The following is a 22,378-nucleotide window of genomic DNA, read 5'->3' as shown; positions in this document are numbered from 1 at the left end:
CTTCAATTCCCCAGCCAGGTCGCTGCACAGTTCTTACAGGTTTCAACGCCCGACTTCGAGATAGGTGTTCCATTAAGAACCTCCCTCGGCCGGTAAGCGGGTGTAAACCTGATTTTTTCAGGATCAACACCTTTCCTGATCAACTGATCCGCGGCAAATACTTCGGCACAAGCACCGGCTTTATTGGCACAAAGACCTGTCACTTCGCCAACCTTAACACCCAGCTTGCCCTCTATAAAGTTGACCGTCCTTGGATCCAGCATTTCTGCCGTGACCTTGCCATTGCTGGCTCCAACTGCGATGGCTCCGGTCTCTGGATCGTAGGCACCAATCATGGTCGCGATCTTGGAAGCCTGGGTCTTCGAAGGAATCGAGCTGATCGCCGCAAACAGCTCTCTCTCTGCCTGCGCCGCGACCGCACTCCCCCCGCTGACAGAAGGCATGACATTAGGTACGGCAAGTCCTGCCACCCCCAATGAACCCGCCAACAGGTTCCCAACGGAATTCCAGTAGTCACCCTTCATTCCCTGATCGAAACCATACCCGGCCTGGGCCGCACCATTCATCGCCGCAAGGGCTCTTATAGTCGCCCCTAGCGGTCCGGACATGGCGTACAACGCCGGTGTGCCAATATTGGACAATCCCTGCATTTCATTATTGATCCGCAGGTCTGCCAGGGCGTCCCTGTAAATCAGTTCGTTATCTGTCTGCTTGCGAGTCCAGAGCGGGTTGAATACAGAGACGCCGGCCGCCTCGCGCATTTGGTCGGCATAAGAGATCTTTGCACCGGCCATCCCCGCATAGAGGTAACCACGAGTGGGGTCCGGCCCCTCCGCAAGCAGTTTATTGACCAGCGCCACCGCAACGTCATGGCCATACAGCGATTCCTGCTCGGCACCATATAGTTGCAGGTAGGCGGCCAGTTCCCTCTTGTCCGCCGCCGACATGGACTCGGGGTGGTCATGCTGCATGGCCAGCAGGTTCTCGCTACGATGATCAGCACCCTCGAGCAGAGCCAGCTTCCTCGCATCGGCAAGACTGCCGGTCTTGTCATACTCTTCACGGGCACGATCACGTATGGCTTTCGAATGGTCCCCCAGGAAGTTGTACTCGGTGGCATTACCCGCGACCGCCGATGCAATGGCAGCGTTGCCATTGGATGCCACCGCACCGAGCACTCCGACAATTTGCGAAAGCGCCATGAGGTTTGCTTGAGCCTGGATGTATTCGGGTGAACCGCGCTTGAGGTTTTCCGGCAAAAGTTTGTCGCCCAACGCCCCTACCAGTATTTCGTTGGCGCCGCCAGCGATGGCCCCCGTACGGAAATCCCCCCCCATGGCCTTGGACAGCAAGCCACCGAGACCGGCGTGCAACAGGATCTTTTCAAAACCACCTTCGGGTAGCCCCTGATCACCGATCTTGCCAGCCCCAATTGCTCCACCGATGCTGGCCGCTGTGCCCATTGCCGAGCTGGCGAGATTGTCCTGGAAGCTGCCGCCATACACCGCTGTCTTGATCACGGCATCCGCCGCTACTTTCATTGCAACGGTCTGCAGGCTCTGGGCGTTGAATCCCACAGTACCCGGGCTATAGTTGAGCCCTTTGGCCACACCTGCCGTCGCGATCGAAACGGCATAGCCCTTGAGGCTGTCCTTGGAGGTCACATCCTTGAGTATCGCGCCCAGGTTGCCCCGATTATTGACGGTGCTGACGGTCGCCTTGGTTGCAACACTGACGGCGCCCGCCTGAGCCATGGTGTTCCAGCCAGCCATCATCGGCCCCATGACCGCAGCCAAAGCAATCGCGATGATCAACTGCGAAGCTGGCCCCAGACCCGAGGTGTTGTACTTGAAGGACTCATGAATCTCCTTCACTTGTCGCCAGTCCACGTCCCCCCTCTGCTCGGCCTCCTTGAGCCAGGCAAGCTTCGGATCAGCTTTCACCATGGCATCGATGCTTTGGCTGACCGTCTGCTGATTGACCTGCCTGACATCGATCGACAGGCCTTCGACAGCCTTGATGGTGATGGCCCCAGCCGCCGTCAGTTGGCTCTGGCGAAGCGTTTCATCGGTATTCCCCTTGCCCTTGGAAGAGTTCCAGAAGGCGTTGTTGTTGGTTTTGGTATGGCTCTCGTCGTGAAGGTCCTTCACTCCCTCGAAGGTGATACTGCCTGCACTATCCAACGTGAGGTCCTTGCCGCTCTCCAGTTTTGCCACTTGGTAGCGCTGGTCATCTCCACTCTTGAGCGTCAGGTTCCCTCCGGTCTTGATCTCGCTGCCGACGTTCGTTACCTGGGTCACTTCATCGTGACGGGTTTTCAACTTGCCGAAGCTGCCCTTTTTCTTCTTGTCATACAGCGAGTAATCGCTGTCCTGCGCGGCGAGCAGGTCAAGATCGCCGCCTGCTACAAGGTAGGCCTCGTTGCCCGCATTGATCCGACTGGACACCAATGCCATGTCCTGCCCGGCAGTGAGGGCGACATCCCCACCGGCCGTCACGGTCGTGGCGATCTGCTTGACGTGGTCTTCCTGAGTCGTGAGCTTCTTCGACTTGGAGTACGAGTGGCTTTCGTCAGCCGCAGAACCGAGGGTCAAGTTCTCCACGGCAGCCATGCCGATATCGCGCTGGACATCGATCTGGCTACCAATGACCGATATATCTCGAGCGGCCGTCAGTTTGAGGTCGCGACCGGCTCCCACGACCGATCCAGACTGGGTAATGGAACTGCTGTTGTTCTTCGGACCGTAGTCATCCTTGTCGATACGCGCGGTACTCACGATATCGATATCGCGCCCGGCCTTGACCGCGGTATCAGCGCCGCTGTGCAGCACGCTGCCCGCATTGATGACATCCTGTCCGGCGTCGATGCTCAGGTTGTTGGCGGCCTCGATACGAGCGGCGTTATCCAGGAAGCTGCGCTGGCGATCATAGATATTGCCGCCGGCCTTTTCGGTCGTCACCGTCCGTTCGTTGACCACGTCACCGCTGATGGTGGTCAGGTTGACGTCACGCCCACTGATGATCCCACCGGACTTGTTGGCCAGGTTGTTGACCGCCAGCAGATCCAGGCGATTACCGGCTTCGATCAGGCCGCTGTTGACGATGTCGTTACCCGCCGTCGCCGACAGATTATTGCTGGCCCGCAACGTCCCCGCGTTGTTCAGGTCCTTGCCGGCGATCAGCGTAACGTCCGAACCCTGGATCAAGGCCCCGTTCGGTGCCAGGCGGTTGGTGGCCTGGGCCAGGTACAGCACCGGCACCAGGACCTTCTCGCCATTCACTTCGTGCTCTTCGAGCCAGACGATATCGTGGGTCAGCGCCGCCACCTGCTCGGAGGTCAGGCTGACCCCCACCGACAGATCGAGCTGCTGCTTGCTCTTGACGGCGTTGTCCATCAGGTACTTGTACAGCGCTTCGTCGGAAGTCTGGCCGTCGATAAAACGTTGACCGGTTCGCGCCACGACCGCCTGCTGGATCAGCTTCTGCTCATAGAAACCGTCGCCCAGGCGCTTGGCGCTTTCATCGGGGTTGTAGCCGAGGTTGGACAGCAAGTAGTCCGAACTCATGAACTGCCGGAGATCGGTCAGCACCGGGTTGGTTTCGATCAGGTACTTCTGCGGATTGGAACGGCCCGAGGTGTCCGGCAGGCCCTGCACACGATTGATGACTTGACCGCCGACCGGCGTGACCAAGCCACCTTGCCCCGCAAGCTGGAGACTGCTGGCCTCTCCTGGCGTTGCAACACTGATCACGCTGCCACTGATGCTGCTGTTCGTGCTCTGGCGTGCAATCGGGTCAAGCTGGAGGTCGCTGGCCGCTACCCGAGCGGAATCGCTGAACGAGAGGTTACGCGCCGCAACATCGTCCCCAGCCGATTGCCGTTGACTGCCAGTGACCGTCGCACTGCCCATGCTCCACGCTTGTGGACCCTGATCGGTGCTCGCCATCGATCGGCCAGAGCCGGCCTGACCGCTGAGACGGAACAGGCCATTCTCCCCGGTTGGCAAGCTAAAGCCCGGCAGTGCCAGCGGGTTGACCTGCTGTTGCGCGACATCAGGTGCCAATTGAGCATTGAGCCTGATGTTGACGGGTGCACCAGCAGCGCTGACCTGGGTCGCCTGAACTTTGTTCGCCCCGGAAGTAACAGCGTGATCCTGGTGAATGACGCTATTTTCCAGGTTCTGGGTCGCCGTGATCGCAACCTTGCCAGCCGCCTGGATGACGGCACTACGACCGGTGCCGCTTCCGTCCCGTGAGACTTCGACATCACTGGTCAGCGAGTACTGCTGCAACTGCCCCGGCAAGGCGACCAGGTTATTGCGGTCATACTGGGAGGTTGGAATGCTCCTGTAGCCATAGCCGATCAGGGTGTTGGTGATTTCATCACCCGTGACCATGTTCACCAGGCCGAGGTAGGTTGACGAGCTATCACCATCGTTGCTGGTGATGAACTCGGGCCTCCCCAGGCTCAGCCCCCCGGCCGCATTGACGTAGTAGACGTTCGGAAAGTCAGGGTTATTGCGCTGATTGTAGCCGACCACCCAAGGCATCGAGCGGTTCGCGGTACCGTCGGTAATCCTCCCCGTTCGATAGATACGGGTACGCTCGATGGTGCCCCCGACCGCACCGATATTTTTCAGGTTATCGGCCTGGATGGTGATATTGCCGCCTGCGCTGACAGTGCTTTTGCTGTTGAGGAAATTACCGCCCTTGAAGGCGAAATCCCCGCCGGCGATGAGCGAAGCGGCGGCGCTGGTGTCCGTGTCCTGCCCTTCGAAGACCTCCCGAGCAATATAGTTGAGGTCGTAGTGGTCGCCCGAGCAGTCCAGGCACTGAACGGCAATGGCGCCCGAGACCAGCGTACGCCCTACACTGAAGCTTTCCGTGCGGTTCTCGAAGTTTGCCGCGTTGAGGGTGAATTTGCCGGTACTCTCCAACGCTCCGGAGATATTGAGTACCTGAGTAGCCTGGGCCGCACCGCCATAACCACCGATATTGACGGCGCCCAGCGAGTACACCTGGGCCGAATGGTTGGTGAAACTGTTGACTTGCAGTGTGCTATCGCCACCGCTGAAGATCAGGCCCTTTTCGTTCAGCAGGACAGGAGTGTTGACACTCAACGTACCGGTGCTGCCCAGGGTTCCATAATTGTTCAAGGTGCCCGCTGTAACACTGAGCCCAGCCGCAGAGGTGAGGCGGCCGTAGTTGCTCAGGCCACCGGCACTGATCGTGGTATCAGCGCCACCGGCAATGCTCGTCGCGCTCCCTAGGTTCACCTGTGCCGCACTCAGGCCCAGAGTGCCCACGCTGCTGTAGCGTCCATTGCCGCCGTAGGTGCCGGCGAGCGTCAGGTTGGCCGAGCCATCACTGGCGATCAACCCATCGTTGTTCCAGTTGCCGCCGTTGCCGGTCAGGCTGTCGGAGGCCAGCAATTGCCCGCTAGCGGTCTGGTTGAGGGTGTTGACGTTCACCGTCAGGCGCCCGGCCTGGATCACGCTGCTGTTGGTCCAGCTGTCCGCCGTCAGGGTCAGGCCGCCACGGGTCAGCAGGCTGCCGCCGGCATTGGTGATATTGGCGGTGCTGATATCAAAGATGCCGCTACCCACATGCAGCAGGTTGCCGCCCAGGTTCTGGAAGCCGCCGGCATTGAGGGTCAGGTCGCTGTTGGCGGTTTCCAGCTTGCCATTGCGGTTGTCGAACAGGCCGCCGATCTGGAAATCGGTCTTGCCGCTAGTACCCAGCGCACGGATCTGGCCGGTCTGGTTGTCGAGGCTGGCCGCGCGGACGCGTAGCGTGCTGTCGCTTTCAATCACGCCCAGGCGATTGTTCAGCGCGCCGTTGAGGCTGAGGTCGATGCGCTGGCCGGCGATCTGTCCGTCGTTGTCACCGCTGTTGTCGAAGTTGTTGCCACTGACCTGCACCAGGCCCTTGGCGTAGAGACCGCCATTGCGGTTGTCGAAGTCGGCGGTGGTGACCAGGGTATCGCCACTCTGCGCCGCGATCCGCCCGCCATAGTTGTCGATACCGCCCAGGGCGCCGAGGGTCAGGCGCTGGGCCTGGATGATGCCGCCCTGACGGTTGTTGCCCAGGTCATAGCCGTTTTTCAGCACGCCGACGATACGGGCTTCGAGGGCGCCCTTGACGCTGGCCAGGGTGCCGCCACGGTTGTCGATGTTGGCCGCGCTGACGGTCAGGTCGCCATTCTGGGCAATCAGCCTGCCGCTCTGGTTGTCGATATCGCCGCTGACCGTCAGGTTCAGTGCGCCCTGCCCTTGCAGCGAGCCCTTGCCGTTGGCGAGACTCGCGGCACCGAGGCGGACGTCGCCGTTCTGGCTGTAGATCAGGCCGTCGCTGTTGTTCTGGACGGCGCCGCTGCTGCTGATGACGAGATTGTCATTGGCCGCGACCGTACCGTGATTGCGGTTGTCCAGGCTGCCGGTGAGCAGGCTCAGCAAGCCCTGGCTGACCAGTTGGCCGCCCTGGTTGCTAATCTGGCTGCTGCGGCTGATCACCAGCGGCCCGGCGCTGGCGAGCTTGCCGTTGGTGTTGGTCAGGGCACCGAGCAGATCGAGGCTGACCGCGCCCTTGCCGGTCAGGGTGCCGTTGCTGTTATCCAGGGTGGTGCCGGTGAAGCCGATGTTCTGCTGCGCGCTGAGGGTGCCGCTGTTGTTCAGGGCCATGGCTTGCAGGGTCAGGGTCGCACCACTGTCGATGGAGCCGCCCTGGGCGTTGTTCAACAGGCCGCTGATGGTCAACTGCTGGGCGCCGCCACTGGACAGGATACCGGCGCTGTTGTCGAGGCTGGCGGCATTGACGGTCAAGGCCTGCTGGCTGACCAGCGCACCGGCATTGCTGTTGAGCAATGCGCCACTGACGTTGACACCCAGGTTGCCGTTGCGGCTGGACAGGGTGCCGCTGTTGCGGTTGTCCAGGCTCGCGCCGTTGACGGCCAGTCCCTGCCATCCGGACATCAGGCCGCCCTGGTTGATCAGGCTGCTGCCGGTCACGCCCAACTGGTTGTTGCTGATCAGCTTGCCGCCGCTGTTGTCCAGCGTACGTCCGACGAGGTTGAAGCTCTGGTTGCTGGAAAGCTCACCGCCCTGGTTGCTCAGGTCGCGCAGACGATCGAGGGTCAGGGGGCCCTTGGCGTTGAGCAGGCCGTTGCGGTTGTCGAGATCGCCACCCGCCAGGTCGAGGCGGATGGCCTGGTCGCCGAGCAGGCGACCACCGTTCTGGGCCAGGGCGCCGAGGGCCAGGTCGATATCGCCCTTGGCCGAGACTTCACCGCCATTGCCGGAGTCCAGGCTGCTGGCATTGATCGTCAGACCGCCCTGGCTGTTGATCAGGCCCTTGCCACTGTTGTTCAGGGCCATGGCGTTGAGGGTCACGGCGCCGGCACCGAGCAAGGTGCCGCCCTGGTTGTCGAGGTCGGCGCTGCTGAGCTTCAAGGCTTGCGCAGCGTTGATCAGACCCTGGCTGCGATTGCTCAGTTGACCACGGATGGTCAGGTCGAGGTCGCCACGGCTGGTGACGGTACCGCCACTGTTGTCGAGGCTGGCGGCGCGGATATCGAGCGCGGCGGCGGCGATCTGGCCCTTGAGGTTGGCCAGCGCCTGGTTGACCTGCAAGGTCACGGCCTGGTTGCTCAGCAACTTGCCGTTGCTGTTATCCAGGCTGTCGGCGGTCAGTGCGAAGGCCTGTGCACTGGAGATTTCACCCCCCTGGTTGTTCACGCCCTTGAGGTTGTCGAGCACCAGTGACGGTGCGTTGATCAGACCGTTCTGGTTGTTCAGTTGGCCATTGTTCAGGTCCAGGGTCAGTGCCGTGTTGCTGAAGAGCTTGCCGTCCTGCTGGTCCAGGCCGGTGACGCTGGCGACCAGGGCCTTGTCGCTGCCGATGCGGCCGTTCTGGTTGCTGACCTGCCCCGCCGTCAGGGTGAGGCTGTCGCTGCTGCTCAGGCTGCCGGTGCGATTGTCATAGGCGCCGGTACTGACAGTGACCGCACCTTTACCGCTGATCACTCCCGCTTGGGCGTTGTCGAGACGGCTGCTGGTCAGGTCGATGCTGCTGTCACTGACCAGGCGTCCGCCCTGGTTGCCCAATGCCCCGCTGGCCTTGACCTTGAGCGCCCCGGCACTCGACAGGGTGCCGGCAGTGTTGGTCAGCCCGACGCTGCTGACATCCAGCCGGCCTTCACTGCTGATCAGGCCAGCGCTGTTGTCGAGGTCAGCCCCGAGGGTAAGTAGTGCATCCTGGTCGCTGAGCAGTTGGCCGCCGGTATTGTCGAGGGTCTGGCCATCCAGCGTGACGCCGGTCTTGCCCTTGAGCAGCCCCAGGTTGCGGTTGAGTACCTGAGCCATTTCGAGTGTCAGCGTCGTATCGGCGAGGAGCTTGCCGCTGTCGCTGTTGTCCAGGCGGTTGCCGGTCAGGCGGATATCGGCACTGCTGGAGAGCTCGCCGCCGCGGTTGTCGATGACGCCGACATCGAGTTTCAGCGCTTTTGTCGCCCCTACCAGGCCGTTCTGGCGGTTATCCAAGGAGGTCCCGCCCAGGGCCAGCGCACCGCTGGCGATCAGCTTGCCGTTGCGGTTGTCCAGAGTGGCAATGTTCGCCGTGACATCGGCCTTGCCAGAGATGGCGCCATTGCTGTTATCCAGGCTGCTGGCCGTCAACAGGATCGCGCCATCGCCCACCAGGGTACCGCCCTGGTTGATCAAGGCTCCGGTCACGCCCAGGTCGATGGCACCCCGGCTGCTGATCAGGCCCTGGCTGTTGTCCAGGCGGGTACTACGGCTGTCGAGCGACGCGGCGGCAATCAGGCCCTTGATGTTGCTCAGCGCCTGATCGATGCGCAGGGTCAGGCCCTGGCTGCCGAGCAATTTGCCGCTGCTGTTGTCGAGGCTTTTCGCGACGAGGGCGAAGGCCTGGGCGCTGGAGATCTCACCGCCCTGGTTGACCACCTCGTCGAGGTTCTTGAGCACCAGCAGCGGGCCGTTGATCAGGCCGTTGCTGTTGTCCAGCCGGCCGTTGTGCAGGTCGAGGCTCAGCTGGGTCTTGCTGAACAGTTCGCCGCCCTGCTGGTCGAGGCCGGTGATGCTGGCGGTCAGGTCCCCGGCACTGGCGATACGGCCGGACGCGCCGTTGTTGACGCGGGTTGCCGTCAGGTCCAGGCGGTCGTCGCTGGTCAGCCGTCCTGCCTGACTGTTGTCGAGAGTGCCGGTGGTGACGCGGGTGGCGCCCTTGCCGCTGATCAGGCCCTTGCGGCTGTTGTCGAGGCTGCTGCTGACGAGTACCAGGCCCTGGTCCGAGAGGATCGAACCGCCCTGGTTGAGCAACGCCCCCTGGCTCTCGATCGACAGGTCGGCGGCACTGTCGAGCTTGCCGGCCGTGTTGTCCAGGCTACCGACCTTGAGGTCCAGGGCACCTTCGCTGCTGAGCAGGCCGGTGTTGTTGAGCAGCGCGCCATCGAGGCGGATATCCAGGCCCTGGAGGGCGGAGATGTTCCCGCCGCTGTTATCCAGGCTCGTGCCGCTCAGGTTGACGCTGCCCCTGGCGAACAGTCGGCCCTTGTTCTGGTTGATCACTTGCGCCACGACAAGGCCGAGGTCGGTCTCGGTCAGCAGCTTGCCGCCATCGCTGTTATCCAGGCGCTGTCCGCTGACACTGACGCTGCCGCGGGTGCTGGACAGCTCGCCGGCGCGGTTGTCGATCTGCTCGACATTGACGGTCAGGCCCTGGGTGCTGGCGAGCGTACCGCCATTGCGGTTGTCGAGGTTCTTGCCGGTCAGCAGCAGGGAGCCCTGGGCCACCAGCGCCCCACCCTGCTGGCTCAGGCTGTCGATGTTGGCGTCGAGGTCGCCCTGGCTGGCAATACGGCCCTGGGTGTTGGCAACCTCCCTGGCCTTGAGACTGATCGGGCCGACCGCGCTGAGCAGGCCGCCGCTGTTGTCCAGGCGGGTGCCTTCGAAGACGATGGCCGCCTTGGCGACAAGATTGCCCTTGTCGCGGTTGTCCAACTGATCGACCAGCAGCTTGAGGTCCTTGTCGGCCTGGATCAGGCCGCCACGGTTGTCCGCCGAAGCGCCGCGCAAGGTCAGGTGATCCTTGCCCGCCAGGCTGCCGCCACGGTTGTCCAGGCTGCCGGTGTTCAGCTCGATATTGCCCGTGGCGCGCAGCTTGCCCTGCTCACGGTTATCAAATGCGCCGCTGACGGTAGCGGTCAGATTGCCGTCCGCCGCCAGCACGGTGCCTGCCGCACGGTTGTCGAGGCTGGCAGCGGTCAGGCTCAAGGCCTTGCCGGAACCCAGGGTTCCCCCGTGATTATCCAAAGCGCCGCTGAGGTCGATGCTCAACCCCAGGTCGCCGGTGATGTGCCCCTGAGTATTGTCCAGACTCGCGCCCTTCAGGGTGACCAGGGTTGAACCTGACAAGGCGCCGCCACGGTTATTGGCAGCGCCACTGGCCGTGAGATTCAAGCTCTTGTCGGACGCGATCAGGCCGGCGCTGTTGTCCAGGGTGGCGACGTTGAGGGTGACATCGGCCAGGCTGGAAATCTCCCCGCCGCGATTGCCTAGCGCGCCGACGTTGACCACCAGATCGCCGTTGCTGGAGATCAGGCCGCCCTTGCCGTTGATGGCCTTGTCGGCGGTCAGGTTCAGGCGGTCGGTACTGAGTACCCGGCCCTTGTTCCGGTTGTCGAGGGTGCCGGCGGTGACCGTGATCTGCCGCTGGCCGCTCAGGGTGCCGCCCTGGTTGTTCAGGGTTTGTGTGGTGGTAACGGACAGGTCACGGCTGGCAAGGATGGTCTTGCCGGCGTTGCTGAGGTTCTGCGCCGTGACGCTGACGTCGCCTTCACTGTTACGGGTGTTGTCGAGATTGACCCCGGCTTCGATGATGCCGTTGTTGCTCAGCTGGCCGCCGCTGCTCAGCGTGATGCGGTCCTTGGCGACCAGGTTGTTCTGGCTGCTCAGGTCGCCTTGGGTTTGCATGTCCAGGGTGGTGCCGGCGTAGACCGGGCCCTTGGCCTCCAGGCTCTGGGCCTGGACGTTGACCGCTCCGCTCGCCGCCGTGTCGACCATGCTCAGATGGCCGTTGGCATCGAGCTGGATATCGCCACCGCTGGCGACCATCTTGCCGTCGAGCTTGACCCCGACACCGGCTTCGGTACCCACCAGCTTGATCGCCCCGGCGTACATGCCGCCCAGTGCCGAGGAATCGATCGCCAGTTGTGGGGCATTGGCCGGATTGGCCGTGCGGGCGGTGGCCTTGAGGGTCTTGGCATCGACATCGTTGGCGCCGGCAATGATCGCCAGGTTCTTCGCCTGGATCTCGGCATTGAGCCGGGCCGAGCGGGTGATGATTTCGAACTGGTCGATATTGTTGGCGTTGAGCCCGGCGCCTTCGATGGACACGCTGCCCTGGTCGACCTGGTAACCCGACACCTGGCCATTGCTGATCACCGGTTTACCGGTGGTGAGCGTTGCCTGCGGCGTGTTGATAAAGCCGCAACCGCTGCAACTGATGCCGTAAGGGTTGGCGACGATCACATGGGCCGACTGCCCCGCCACTTCGGTGTAGCCACGCAACTGGCTGGGGCTGCCGCCGTTGACTTCGTTGAGGATGGTGGTGGCGGCCCGGCCGTTGAGGTTGCTGTTGCCGAGGATGATGCCGCCCAGTTGCGTGGACTGGGTCCGGTCGATGGCGTTGTTGAGGATGACGCCGTTGGTCCCGACGTTGTAGTCGTGGAACTGGTTGTGGGACAGCCCGTTGGCGTTTGGAGCGGCGATATTGACGATGGGCACGCCATTGCCCGCCTGACCGAGCGTGGTTCCCGGCGCGCTGACCACGATACCGTCCGCCTGGGCCCACAGCGGCTGCCAGAACATCACGTTCGCCAACAGGAACGCCAGGCCACGCTTGGGCAGTCCCAGGAAGTGCTCACGGTTTTTCAGGGCAGCAGAAGGTTGGCGCGCAAGAAGCGCGAACTGGCGGACGTCCATGTCTGGAATCTCGAATCAGATGAAACGCAGGATGAGAAGACGCTCAACTGCAAGGAGATCGTGTAAGGCGGCCCCCTGGCCCGCTCTCGGCGACAGGTGGAGCCCGCCGGTTCAATCCCTTGAAAAAAGCGGTAACATCAAAATGACATCGCGATGCTAAAGAGACAAAACAATGGCGTCAATGAACGCACGGAAAATATTTCAGTCTCGATACATGGCGGAAAATGCCGTTGCCGGGAGTCGATCTGCATCGATCCGGCGCAAGACACAGCGGTGGGCGGGTTTGTTTTTTTCTCCAGAAAACCGATGCGGAGCGTCTAGTCCGGCACTCCCACGCAGGCGCGTTCGATCGTTCCCACGCTCCGGCGTGGGAATGCCTCTCTGGAGGCTCTGCGTCCGCTCTTTGTGACGAGGGCGTCACGGGCTGCATGCCCACGCCGGAGCGCGGGCACGAGCGGTAGAGCTCAGAACAGATCCACGGTATACGTCAGGTACACCCGGTTCTCGTCCAGGTCACGCTGGCTGGCGACGGTGCTGCGCAGCATCGCGTTGCGCCATTGCATGCCGAAGCCACGCAACATCGGGCTCTGGAACGCATAGCTGACCATCAGGTCACGCTCCCACTCGTGCTGGTCGCCCTGGTCCGACTTGATCTGCCCGCCGCGCTGGTAGGTCACCTGGGTGGTCAACCCCTGCAGGCCCAGGCTTGCGAAGTTGTAGCCATACTGCGAGACCCAGGTGTTCTCCCCCGCACGCTGGAAGCGCGCGCCGGTCTGGCGGTCGGTGATCAGGTAGGTGGCCGAGCCGTCGCCCTGGTTGAGAAACGGAAAATCGCTGGAACCGTTGAGGTGCTGATAGCCGAGACTCACCGCATGCCCGCCCAGGCTGTAGGTGAACAGGCCGGCCAAGGCGCGGTTATCGACCTCGCCGTTGTTGTGATAGCCGCTGCTCAGGTAGCCCTCCTGGCGGCCGGCACGGGTGCCGTTGAGGCCGTCGGACGAACTGTCGAAGAAACGCAGGTCGGTCTTCAGGCTCCCCACCGGCAGTTGCCGGGTATGCACCAGCCCGAGGAAATGCTGCTGGTAGAAGTCCTCCAGGTTGCCGTAGTAGTACTGCAGCAGCAGGCTCGGATCGACCTGATAGTCGACCCCGGCAAAGTTGAATTTGTTGCTGCGTTGTCCGGCCGGTCCGCCGGCTCCGGCAATCGCCAGGTTCTCATTGTTCGACGAGTTGCGGCTCTTGACCTGGCTGACCTGGCCGCCGGTCAGGGTGAAGTGGTCGAAGTCCCGGGAGGTCACTTGCACGCCCTGGAAGGTTTCCGGCAACAGGCGTCCGTCGTTGTAGACCAGGATCGGCATCTTCGGCAGCAAAGTACCGGCCTTGAGCTCGGTCTTGGCGATGCGCACCTTGCCGGTCAGGCCCAGGGTGGCGAAGTCATCCACCGCCCGACCGCTGCTGTCGGTGGGGAACACGAAACCGCCCTGGGTGACGCTGTTCGGGTTGCCATGGGTGCCGCGCCCCGAGTCCAGGCGCACGCCGAGCATGCCCAGTGCATCCACGCCAAAGCCCACCGGCCCCTGGGTGTAGCCGGAACTGAAGTTGAGGATAAAGCCCTGCCCCCACTCTTCCAGCTTCGAAGGCGCCGCCGGGCCGCTGCGGTTGTCCTGGTTGAAGTAGACGTTGCGCAGGTCGAGCCTGGCCTTGGCATCGTCGATAAAGCCTTCGGCACGAACCGGCTGCGCGACGGCCAGCCCAAGCAACGACAGGCCCGGCAACGAAACGCTCAGCAACGAAAGGCCAAACAGGGTTGGTTGCAAAGCACGCGAGATCTTGTTGTGTTGACGCATGGTAGTTACACCCTTGGTTTTTTTATTGTCGGGAGCTCGAGGTCCGCCTGCCTTTTCCTGCCTGAACACCGGCTCCTGCAAAAAAGCGGTGTTCATGGCCGTATTTCAGGCAAAGCGCGGCCCCTCCTGCCGCGCACGGCAGGATTGGTGATGTCGTGTCAGTGGGGAGGCGTCAGTGCCTCAGTGGCTCGTGGAGACCTGCGGGCCGCTCAGGTCTTCCCGTACCGCGAAACGTTGCAACGAGAAGATCGCGATGGAACCGAGCAAGGCCGGTACCGCCAGGGCGATAAAGAACAGCGTGGGCTGGCCCAGTTGGGCGATCAGCCAGGCGCCGAGCATCGAGCCGATGATCGAACCGACCCGGCCGTTGGCCATGGCCCAGCTCACGCCGGTGGCCCGCGCCGTGGTCGGGTAGATGCTTGCCGAAAGCAGGTTCAGGCCGTTCTGCGCACCGGCCACGCCAAAGCCGACGAAGAACACCGCGACGGTCAGCCAGGTCGCCTGGCCGAGGGCAAAGCCCACCAGGGCGATCACCAGCGCCGCACCGAGGTAGGCCAGACCCAGCACCTTGTACTGACTGACCCTGTCCATCAGCAGCGCCATGAATATCGCCCCGAGGGTTCCGCCCAGCGGCACCATGGCACCGATCCGCGCGGAACTGGCGATGTCGTAGCCGGCGTCCTTGAGGATGCTCGGCAACCAGCTGGTCAGGAGATAGAAGACAAACAGCGAGCAGAAGAAGGTGCCCCACAGCAGCACCGTGCGCAGTGCCCGGCCTTCGATGAAGAGTTGCGAGATCGGCGAACGTTCGACCGCCGGCCGCTGGTCTTCGACGAAGGTCACCTCATCCCAGTCGCGACGCCCGCTGATCTTCTCCACCACCTTGCGCAAGGCCGGTGCATAACGCGGGTGCGCCGCCATGTAGCGCACCGATTCCGGCAGGTACCAGGCCAGCACGGGCAGCAACAGCAGCGGTGCGAGCCCGCCGATCAGCAGCACGCCGCGCCAGCCGAAGGCCGGGATGATCTGGCTCGCCACCGCCCCGCCCAGAGCCAGGCCGGTGGTGAAACCGCTGTAGCTGAGGGTCACCATGATCATCCGCCGGCGCAGCGGCGAATACTCGGAACTCAGGGTGATACAGGTCGGCATCGCCCCGCCCAGGCCGATCCCGGTGAGGAAGCGCAAGGCCGTGAGGCTGTCGATGGAATGGGCCCAGGCCGAGGCCAGGGTGCCGAGGCTGAAGATCAGCACCGACACCAGCAGGACCTTCTTGCGCCCGTACTTGTCGGCGATGGGACCGAACAGAAAGGCCCCGCACATCAGGCCGAACAGGCCGGCACCGAAGGCCGGCGACAGTTGGCTCGGTTGCAGTCCCCATTCCTGGCGCAGGGACGGTGCGATATAGCCGATCACGGCCGTATCGAAACCGTCCACCAGTACCACCAGGAAACACAGCAGCAGGACAATGATCTGGTAACGGGATATCGCACAGGCATCGATGATTTCGCCAATGGAGGCGGTCTTGTGGTTCATGGTGTTTCCCCTGTTATTGGATTTGTCAGTGGGGTGAAACAGGTTTCAGCGCGTTCAGGTCGGGTAGATTTTCGACCTCTGCAGCAGGTCCAGGGCAACGTCGACGATCATGTCTTCCTGGCCGCCGACCATGCGCCGCTGGCCCAGCTCGACGAGGATGTCCACGGCCTTGAGCCCGTAGCGTCGCGCGGCGATCTCGGCATGACGCAGGAAGCTCGAATAGACCCCGGCGTACCCCAGGGCCAGGGTTTCACGGTCGACCCGCACCGGCCGGTCCTGCAAGGGGCGGACGATATCGTCGGCGGCGTCCATCAGGGTGTAGAGGTCGGTGCCGTGGTTCCAGCCGAGACGTTCGGCGGCGGCGATAAACACCTCCAGCGGCGCGTTGCCGGCCCCGGCGCCCATGCCGGCGAGGCTGGCGTCGATCCGGTCGCAGCCCTCCTCCACGGCGACGATCGAGTTGGCGACACCGAGCGACAGGTTGTGGTGGGCATGCATGCCGGTTTCGGTTTCGGCCTTGAGCACGGCCTTCACCGCACGGAAGCGCTCACGGATATCCTGCATGCTCATCGCGCCGCCGGAGTCCACCACATAGATACAGGTGGCGCCGTAGCTTTCCATCTTCTGCGCTTCCAGCGCCAGGTTCTGCGGGCTGGTCAGGTGGCTCATCATCAGGAAACCGACGGTGTCCATGCCCAGCTCGCGGGCGTATTCGATGTGCTGGCGCGAGACATCCGCCTCGGTACAGTGGGTCGCGACGCGCACCACCCGCGCCCCGGCGTTGTAGGCGGCCTTTAGGTCATGCACGGTACCGATGCCGGGCAGCAGCAGAGTGGCAACCTTGGCATGGCTGATCACATCGCTGACCGCTTCGATCCATTCCAGGTCGGTGTGGGCGCCAAAGCCGTAGTTGAAGCTGGAGCCTTGCAGGCCATCACCGTGGGCGACCTCGATACTGTCGACGCGGGCCTTGTCCAGGGCACGGGCGATGGCCTGCACATTGTCGATGGAATACTGGTGCCGTACCGCGTGGCTGCCGTCGCGCAGGGTCACGTCGGAGATATAGAGTTTCTTGCCGGGATTGAAGGTCATGGGAGTCTCCTCAGTGGGCCATGGACTGGGCCATGCGTTCGGCGGTCGCCAACGCGGCGCTGGTCATGATGTCGAGGTTGCCGGCATAGGCCGGCAGGTAATGGGCGGCGCCTTCGACTTCGAGAAACACCGTGGTCTTCAGGCCACTGAACTGCCCCAGGCCGGGAATGTGCAGCGGTGTCTCGGCAGGGATCACCTCGAACTGCACTTTCTGCTTGAGCCGATAGCCCGGCACATAGGCCTTCACCGCTTGGGCCATCGCCTCGATGGACGCTTCGACTTCAGCCTGATCGGCCGCCTGCGACAGCACATAGACCGTGTCGCGCATCATCAGCGGTGGCTCGGCCGGGTTGAGCACGATGATCGCCTTGCCCTTCCCCGCCCCGCCGACCGCCTCGATGGCATGGGCCGTGGTTTCGGTGAACTCGTCGATATTGGCCCGGGTCCCGGGACCGGCCGATTTGCTGCTGATGGAGGCGATGATCTCGGCATAGTGCACCTTCGCCACCCGCGACACCGCCGCCACCATGGGAATGGTCGCCTGGCCGCCGCAAGTGACCATATTGACGTTGGTCGCCTGCAGGTTGGCTTCCAGGTTCACCACCGGCACGCAATACGGACCGATGGCGGCCGGGGTCAGGTCGATCAGGCGGATGCCCGGCTTGTGCTGGCGCAGCAGTGCATCGTTGGCCACGTGGGCGCTGGCCGAGGTGGCATCGAAGACGAAATCGATATCGGCGAATTCAGCCATGCGCACCAGGCCCTCGACACCCTCATGGGTAGTCGCCACGCCCAGGCGCCGGGCCCGGGCCAGGCCGTCGGAGGCGGCGTCGATGCCGACCATCACGGCCATTTCCAGATGCCTGGCATTGCGCAGGATCTTGATCATCAGATCGGTGCCGATATTGCCGGAGCCAATGATGGCGACTTTTTTCTTGTGTTCGCTCATGTCGTGTTCCTCGCGGTCAGCGGCCCAGGGCCTTGGCGGTCTTGCCGGCGATGCCGAAGTCGGTCCGGGGCATCTCGGTGATGATCACCCGCACCGATTCGCGAGGGGCCTGGATCGACTCCACCGCTGCCTCGGTCAAGGCCGCGATCAAGCGGGCCTTCTGTTCTTCGTCACGGCCTTCGATCAGGAAAACCTGCATGATGGGCATGGTCCGACTCCTCAGGATGATTGCGACTGGAAGCGCATCGAGACGCTGCCCAGGTGCTGGTAACGCACGGTGATCTGGTCGCCCGCGGCCACCGCGATGGCTTCGGTGACACCGCCGGTCATGATGAAGCAGCCGGCCGGCAACTCACGGCCCTGGGCCGCGAGCATATTGGCGAGCATCGCCACGCTCTGCGCCGGGTGTCCGAGTACCGCCGCGCCCGCCGCGGTGGCGACCACTTCGCCGTTCTTCTCCAGCACCACCCCCAGGCACTTGAGGTCGATGCCGTTGACACTGCGCGACTGGCCGCCGGTGACAAAGCGTGCCGACGAGGTGTTGTCGGCGATCACGCTCTTGAGGTCGAAGCGGAAATTCTCGTAGCGCGAGTCGATCACCTCCACCGCCGGCAGGATGAAATCGGTGGCCGCCAGCACATCGCCGACATGACAACCCGGCCCCTTGAGCGGGTGCTTGAGGACAAAGGCGATCTCCGCCTCGACCTTGGGATGGATCAGCGAATCGACATCGATCACCGCCCCGTCCATGCACGAGCCGTAGTCGGTGAGGAAGCCGTGGATCGGATCGGTGACGCCCATCTGCTTCATCTTGGCAAACGAGGTCAGGCCCATTTTCAGGCCGACGATGCGCACACCCCGGGCCTCCTTGCGCTGGCGGATCGCATCCTGGATCGCATAGGCGTCTTCCCAGTCCATCTCCGGGTGGGTGTCAGTGATCTTGGCCACCGCTTCGCGGTTCAGCTCGGCGTTTTCCAGATGCTCGGCCAGGCCGGCAATGGTCTCTGCTGTCAGGTTCATCTGTTTTTCCTTATACGAAACGCACGGACGCCGAGCCGATACCGCCGAGGCTCATGCGCAATTGGTCGCCGGGCTTGACCGGCACCATGGCCGCCAGCGAACCGGAGAGAATCACCTCGCCGCGCTTGAGGCCGATGCCCAGGCGTCCGAGGGTGTTGGCCAGCCAGACCACGGCATTGGCCGGGTGCCCGAGCGCGGCGGCACCGGCGCCGGTGGCGACGATTTCACCGTTCTTTTCCAGGGTCATGCCGACACAGGCCAGGTCGATCTCATGGGGCGCGACACCGGCATCGCCCAGGACAAAGGCTCCGGCCGAAGCGTTGTCGGCGACGGTGTCCTGGATACGGATCTTCCAGTCGCGAATCCGCGAGTCGACGATCTCGAAACAGGGCATCACATAGGCCGTGGCCCGCAGCACATCGGCCAGGGTCACTCCGGGACCGACCAGGTCGTCCTTGAGCACGAAGGCGATTTCGCCCTCGGCCCTGGGCGCGATCAGGCCGGCGCAGGCGATGGATGCGCCATCGCCGTGGAGCATGCCGCTGAGCAGATGGCCGAAGTCCGGCTGGTCCACTCCGAGCATGTCCATCACCACTTGGCTGGTGACGCCGATTTTCTTGCCGATGACCCGCTCGCCCGCGTCCAGCCGGGGCTGGATCATCGCCAGCTGGATCTGGTAGGCCTCCTCGATGGTCAGTTGCGGATGGCGCTCGGTCAGCGGGGCAATCGCCTCACGCTCGCTCAAGGCACGGTGCAGCTCGGTACCGAGTTGCTGGATAGACAGGGAATTCATGGCCGGCCTCACAAGCGAACGCAGATATTGCGAAGTTCGGTGTAGAACTCCAGGGAGTGCACACCCCCCTCACGGCCGATGCCCGACTGCTTGGCACCGCCGAAGGCGGTGCGCAGGTCGCGCAGGAACCACGAGTTGATCCAGCAGATGCCGACATCCAGGGCAGCGCCCATGCGGTGGGCGACTTGCAGGTTGCTGGTCCAGACGCTGGCGGCAAGGCCGTATTGGGTGGCGTTGACCAGCCGCACCACTTCTTCCTCATCGTCGAACGGCGCGATATGGCAGCACGGGCCGAAGATTTCTTCGCGGATCACCGCCGAGTCTTCCGCCAGGCCGGTCCAGATGGTTGGCTGGATCCAGGCGCCTTCAGCCAGTTCCGCCGGCATCGGCGGGATCCCGCCGCCGCTGACCACGGTCGCGCCGTCCCGCACCGCCTGGCGGTAGTAGCCGAGGACCTTTTCCCGATGCCCGAGGGACACCAGCGGGCCCAGGGTGGTGCCTTCGGCATGGGGGGCGCCGATGCGCAGGGTCTCGACCTTGGCCTTGAGCGCCTGGACAAAGCGTTCGAACAACGGCCGCTGGACATACACCCGCTCGGTGCCGAGGCAGACCTGGCCGCTGTTTTCAAAGGCCGAGCGGGCAATACCGGCCACCGCCTTGTCCAGGTCGGCATCGGCGAAGACCACACCAGCGTTCTTGCCGCCCAGCTCCAGCGACACCGGGCGCAGGCCCCTGGCCGCGGCCTTCATGATGATTTCGCCGGTGCCGGTTTCACCGGTAAAGGTGATGCCATTGACCTCCGGATGGGCCGTCAGGAAGGCCCCGGCCGAGTTCTCGCCAAAGCCATGGACCACGTTGTAGACCCCGGCCGGCACGCCGGCATCGCGCATCACTTCACCGAGCAGGGTCGCGGTGGCCGGGGTTTCTTCCGATGGCTTGACCACCACGGTGTTGCCACAGGCCAGGGCCGGGCCGACCTTCCAGGTCATCAGCAGCAGCGGCAGGTTCCACGGACAGACCACCGCGATCACGCCCCTCGGCGCACGCACCGCGTAGTTGACCGCCTTGCCGCCGTCCGGGGTATCCATGGTGAAGCTTTCGGTGGGCACGTTCTTGATCAAGTCGGCGAACACCTTGAAGTTCGCCGCGCCACGGGGAATATCCAGGTGGCTGGCCAGCCCGTAGGGCTTGCCGGTATCGGCGATTTCCGCGGCAATGAACTCTTCGGCACGCCGCTCGATGCCTTCGGCGACCTTGTGCAGCAAGGCCACGCGCTGGGCCACGCTCAACTGGCCCCAGGGCCCGGTCAATGCCGCCCGGGCAGCCTTGACTGCCGCATCCACCTGGGCCTGGCCGGCTTCATGCACCGGGCCGATCAGGCTGTTGTCGGCCGGGTTGCGGTTGTCGAAGGTGCGCACACCCTCGACCCACTGGTTGCCGATGAAATTGTGAAACTCGCGCAGAGGCAGTTTGGACATGATCAGTTTCCTTCTTGTAAGCCATCTTGTAGGTACACGGCCGCCTCGGCATCGCCGGCGGTGAGGTGGTCCCACATGCGTTCGAAAATTCGTCCCGAGTTGGTGGCCCGGCGCGCGGTTTCCCCGGCACTCAGCAGCGGCCCCGCGAGCCCTGCGGCCAGCAGTTGCAGCTCGATACGGGCGGCGTCCTCCAGGTACCAGTTGAGGGTCAGTGCCTCCACCAGCGAAGCGCCGACCACGATCGCGCCGTTGCCGCGCATCACCAGCGCGGCATGGCCGGCCAGTTGCTCGGCCAGGGCCGCGGCCTGGGAGTCGTCACGCAGCAGTTGCGGGTCGTCCCACAATGGAATCGAGGAATGGAAATACGCGCCCATGCCGTGCCGCGATTGCGGGGTCAGGCGGGCGCAGGACAAGGTCATCACCTGGGTCGGCATGCTGCGGATCACTGCGCCGACCTCGGCCCGACGCCGATAGATCTGCTGGTGAATGCGCACTTCCCCCAACACCCCGGCGGGCAGTTCGGCGTCGATGGCGACCACCACGCCGTCCTCGCCCGGCTCGATCAGGCCCATGGGCTTGGCGGCGCAGACCAGGAAGTGCCCGGCATCCAGGCGCAGGCTGCAGTGCCCGTAGGCATGGGCCAGGCCGGCCCGGGACAGGGCCCGGGCGGCCATGCGCAGTTCGATCTGCTGGGCGCGGGTGGCGACAGGCGGCCGGTTCATGACTTGAACTCCGGGATATCCGGCTTCGAGCCCCAGGCGCAGAACGAGCTCAGGGCCAGCGGGAATTGCCGTGGGTGGTGAGTGGCCTCCTGCTCGGGCGCGATGTGGCTGACCCCGGTGGAGTACTCGTAGGTCATGCCGTCCGGCCCCTCGAAGTAGAGGAACACCGCGCCGGAAGTCGGATGCCGGCCCGGTCCGAAGAGGATCTTGATGCCGCGCTCGCGCAGGAAGTAATAGGCGCGCATCACGTCGTCGATGGTCTCGACCTGATGATTGATGTGCTGAACCCCTGGATGCGCCGAGGGAAACAGGGCGATCTTGTGGTGCACTTCATCGATACGCAGCAGCGGCGCATCGCCGATCCGGTCGCTGACCCGGGCATTCGCCAACTGGGTCCAGAACGCTTCGTCGCGCCTGGCGTTGGTGGTACGCAGGCCGATATGGCTGAAACCGGTGATCCCGGCGTCCCGCGAGGGGAAATAGCGTCCGCCATAAGCATGGGGCGCAAGCACCAGTTCGATCTGGTTGCCGCTGGGATCGCGGAAGTGAATCAGCTCGGCGACCGCGCGCAACTCGGCTTCTTCGCGGCTGCCATGGCGGACGGCAAAGCCGTTGTCTTCCAACAGTTGCGCGGCGTGGTCGAGTTCGGCGCTGGAGTTGATTTCAAAGGCGGTGGTGGTTTCGGTGGGATCACCCTCGTAGTAGCACAGGGTGTGGTCGCGGCTGTCGGAGCGGAAGTACACCGCCCCATTGGCGCTGCGGGCGACCTGCAAGCCGAGCACCTGTGTGGCGTACTGGCGAGCCTGGTCGATATCCGCCGTGCCCAGACGCACGTAGCGGATGTCATGCAGATTGATCATGAGGGATGCCTCGGTATTATTTTTGTCTGGACACAATCCTCGCGCCCCGGCTTAAATAATCGAAGCTAATTCTGTTTATTCAGAC

At 63.4% G+C, this 22,378-nt stretch carries 11 protein-coding genes; all 11 read right to left on the bottom strand.

All coding sequences use genetic code 11. From position 1 onward, the window contains the following. Window positions 1-2: 2 nt before the first annotated feature. A complete protein-coding gene (locus tag ACL9RJ_RS07395; RefSeq protein ID WP_422765080.1) occupies window positions 3-11,999 on the bottom strand; it encodes a filamentous hemagglutinin N-terminal domain-containing protein in 11,997 nt (3,998 codons plus the stop codon). Between the two features lie 464 nt (window positions 12,000-12,463). Beyond that, window positions 12,464-13,846, bottom strand: coding sequence for an OprD family porin (locus ACL9RJ_RS07390; protein ID WP_422765079.1), 1,383 nt, complete (start codon window positions 13,844-13,846; stop codon window positions 12,464-12,466). Between the two features lie 180 nt (window positions 13,847-14,026). Continuing rightward, window positions 14,027-15,379 carry an MFS transporter gene (locus ACL9RJ_RS07385; RefSeq protein WP_422765078.1) on the bottom strand — a complete coding sequence of 451 codons (1,353 nt, stop codon included), beginning with the start codon at window positions 15,377-15,379 and terminating at the stop codon, window positions 14,027-14,029. A 54-nt stretch (window positions 15,380-15,433) separates the two neighbouring features. Then, window positions 15,434-16,471, bottom strand: coding sequence for a 4-hydroxy-2-oxovalerate aldolase (gene dmpG, locus ACL9RJ_RS07380; protein ID WP_177055363.1), 1,038 nt, complete (start codon window positions 16,469-16,471; stop codon window positions 15,434-15,436). A 10-nt stretch (window positions 16,472-16,481) separates the two neighbouring features. After that, window positions 16,482-17,420: an acetaldehyde dehydrogenase (acetylating) gene (locus tag ACL9RJ_RS07375; protein ID WP_178963389.1), complete on the bottom strand. Its 939-nt coding sequence runs from the start codon at window positions 17,418-17,420 to the stop codon at window positions 16,482-16,484. Window positions 17,421-17,436: 16 nt separating this feature from the next. Next, window positions 17,437-17,628, bottom strand: a complete 192-nt coding sequence (locus tag ACL9RJ_RS07370; protein ID WP_103032879.1) for a 2-hydroxymuconate tautomerase — start codon at window positions 17,626-17,628, stop codon at window positions 17,437-17,439. 11 nt (window positions 17,629-17,639) lie between these two features. After that, window positions 17,640-18,440 (bottom strand): 2-oxo-3-hexenedioate decarboxylase, encoded by an 801-nt coding sequence (gene dmpH, locus ACL9RJ_RS07365; protein ID WP_017125321.1) that lies wholly within the window; start codon window positions 18,438-18,440, stop codon window positions 17,640-17,642. A gap of 10 nt (window positions 18,441-18,450) precedes the next feature. Beyond that, window positions 18,451-19,233, bottom strand: coding sequence for a 2-oxopent-4-enoate hydratase (dmpE, locus tag ACL9RJ_RS07360; RefSeq protein WP_017125320.1), 783 nt, complete (start codon window positions 19,231-19,233; stop codon window positions 18,451-18,453). 8 nt (window positions 19,234-19,241) lie between these two features. Beyond that, complete coding sequence (locus ACL9RJ_RS07355; RefSeq protein WP_422765123.1) at window positions 19,242-20,702, bottom strand: 2-hydroxymuconic semialdehyde dehydrogenase; 1,461 nt, start codon at window positions 20,700-20,702, stop codon at window positions 19,242-19,244. Between the two features lie 11 nt (window positions 20,703-20,713). Next, window positions 20,714-21,433 carry a class II aldolase/adducin family protein gene (locus ACL9RJ_RS07350; protein WP_422765077.1) on the bottom strand — a complete coding sequence of 240 codons (720 nt, stop codon included), beginning with the start codon at window positions 21,431-21,433 and terminating at the stop codon, window positions 20,714-20,716. Then, window positions 21,430-22,293, bottom strand: a complete 864-nt coding sequence (locus tag ACL9RJ_RS07345; RefSeq protein ID WP_017125317.1) for a VOC family protein — start codon at window positions 22,291-22,293, stop codon at window positions 21,430-21,432. The genes ACL9RJ_RS07350 and ACL9RJ_RS07345 overlap by 4 nt, the downstream gene beginning before the upstream one ends. Between the last annotated feature and the right edge of the window lie 85 nt (window positions 22,294-22,378).

This window comes from Pseudomonas sp. Mn2068, from assembly GCF_049319725.1.
Lineage (GTDB): Bacteria > Pseudomonadota > Gammaproteobacteria > Pseudomonadales > Pseudomonadaceae > Aquipseudomonas > Aquipseudomonas gingeri.
Note: the sequence above shows the minus strand (reverse complement) of the source record. Positions and strands in the feature narration are given on the sequence as shown.

Excerpts from the sequence above, each read along its gene's own strand:
- ACL9RJ_RS07395 (WP_422765080.1), bottom strand. The coding sequence starts at position 11,999 with ATGGACGTCCGCCAGTTCGCGCTTCTTGCGCGCCAACCTTCTGCTGCC.
- ACL9RJ_RS07390 (WP_422765079.1), bottom strand. The coding sequence starts at position 13,846 with ATGCGTCAACACAACAAGATCTCGCGTGCTTTGCAACCAACCCTGTTT.
- ACL9RJ_RS07385 (WP_422765078.1), bottom strand. The coding sequence starts at position 15,379 with ATGAACCACAAGACCGCCTCCATTGGCGAAATCATCGATGCCTGTGCG.
- dmpG (WP_177055363.1), bottom strand. The coding sequence starts at position 16,471 with ATGACCTTCAATCCCGGCAAGAAACTCTATATCTCCGACGTGACCCTG.
- ACL9RJ_RS07375 (WP_178963389.1), bottom strand. The coding sequence starts at position 17,420 with ATGAGCGAACACAAGAAAAAAGTCGCCATCATTGGCTCCGGCAATATC.
- ACL9RJ_RS07370 (WP_103032879.1), bottom strand. The coding sequence starts at position 17,628 with ATGCCCATCATGCAGGTTTTCCTGATCGAAGGCCGTGACGAAGAACAG.
- dmpH (WP_017125321.1), bottom strand. The coding sequence starts at position 18,440 with ATGAACCTGACAGCAGAGACCATTGCCGGCCTGGCCGAGCATCTGGAA.
- dmpE (WP_017125320.1), bottom strand. The coding sequence starts at position 19,233 with ATGAATTCCCTGTCTATCCAGCAACTCGGTACCGAGCTGCACCGTGCC.
- ACL9RJ_RS07350 (WP_422765077.1), bottom strand. The coding sequence starts at position 21,433 with ATGAACCGGCCGCCTGTCGCCACCCGCGCCCAGCAGATCGAACTGCGC.
- ACL9RJ_RS07345 (WP_017125317.1), bottom strand. The coding sequence starts at position 22,293 with ATGATCAATCTGCATGACATCCGCTACGTGCGTCTGGGCACGGCGGAT.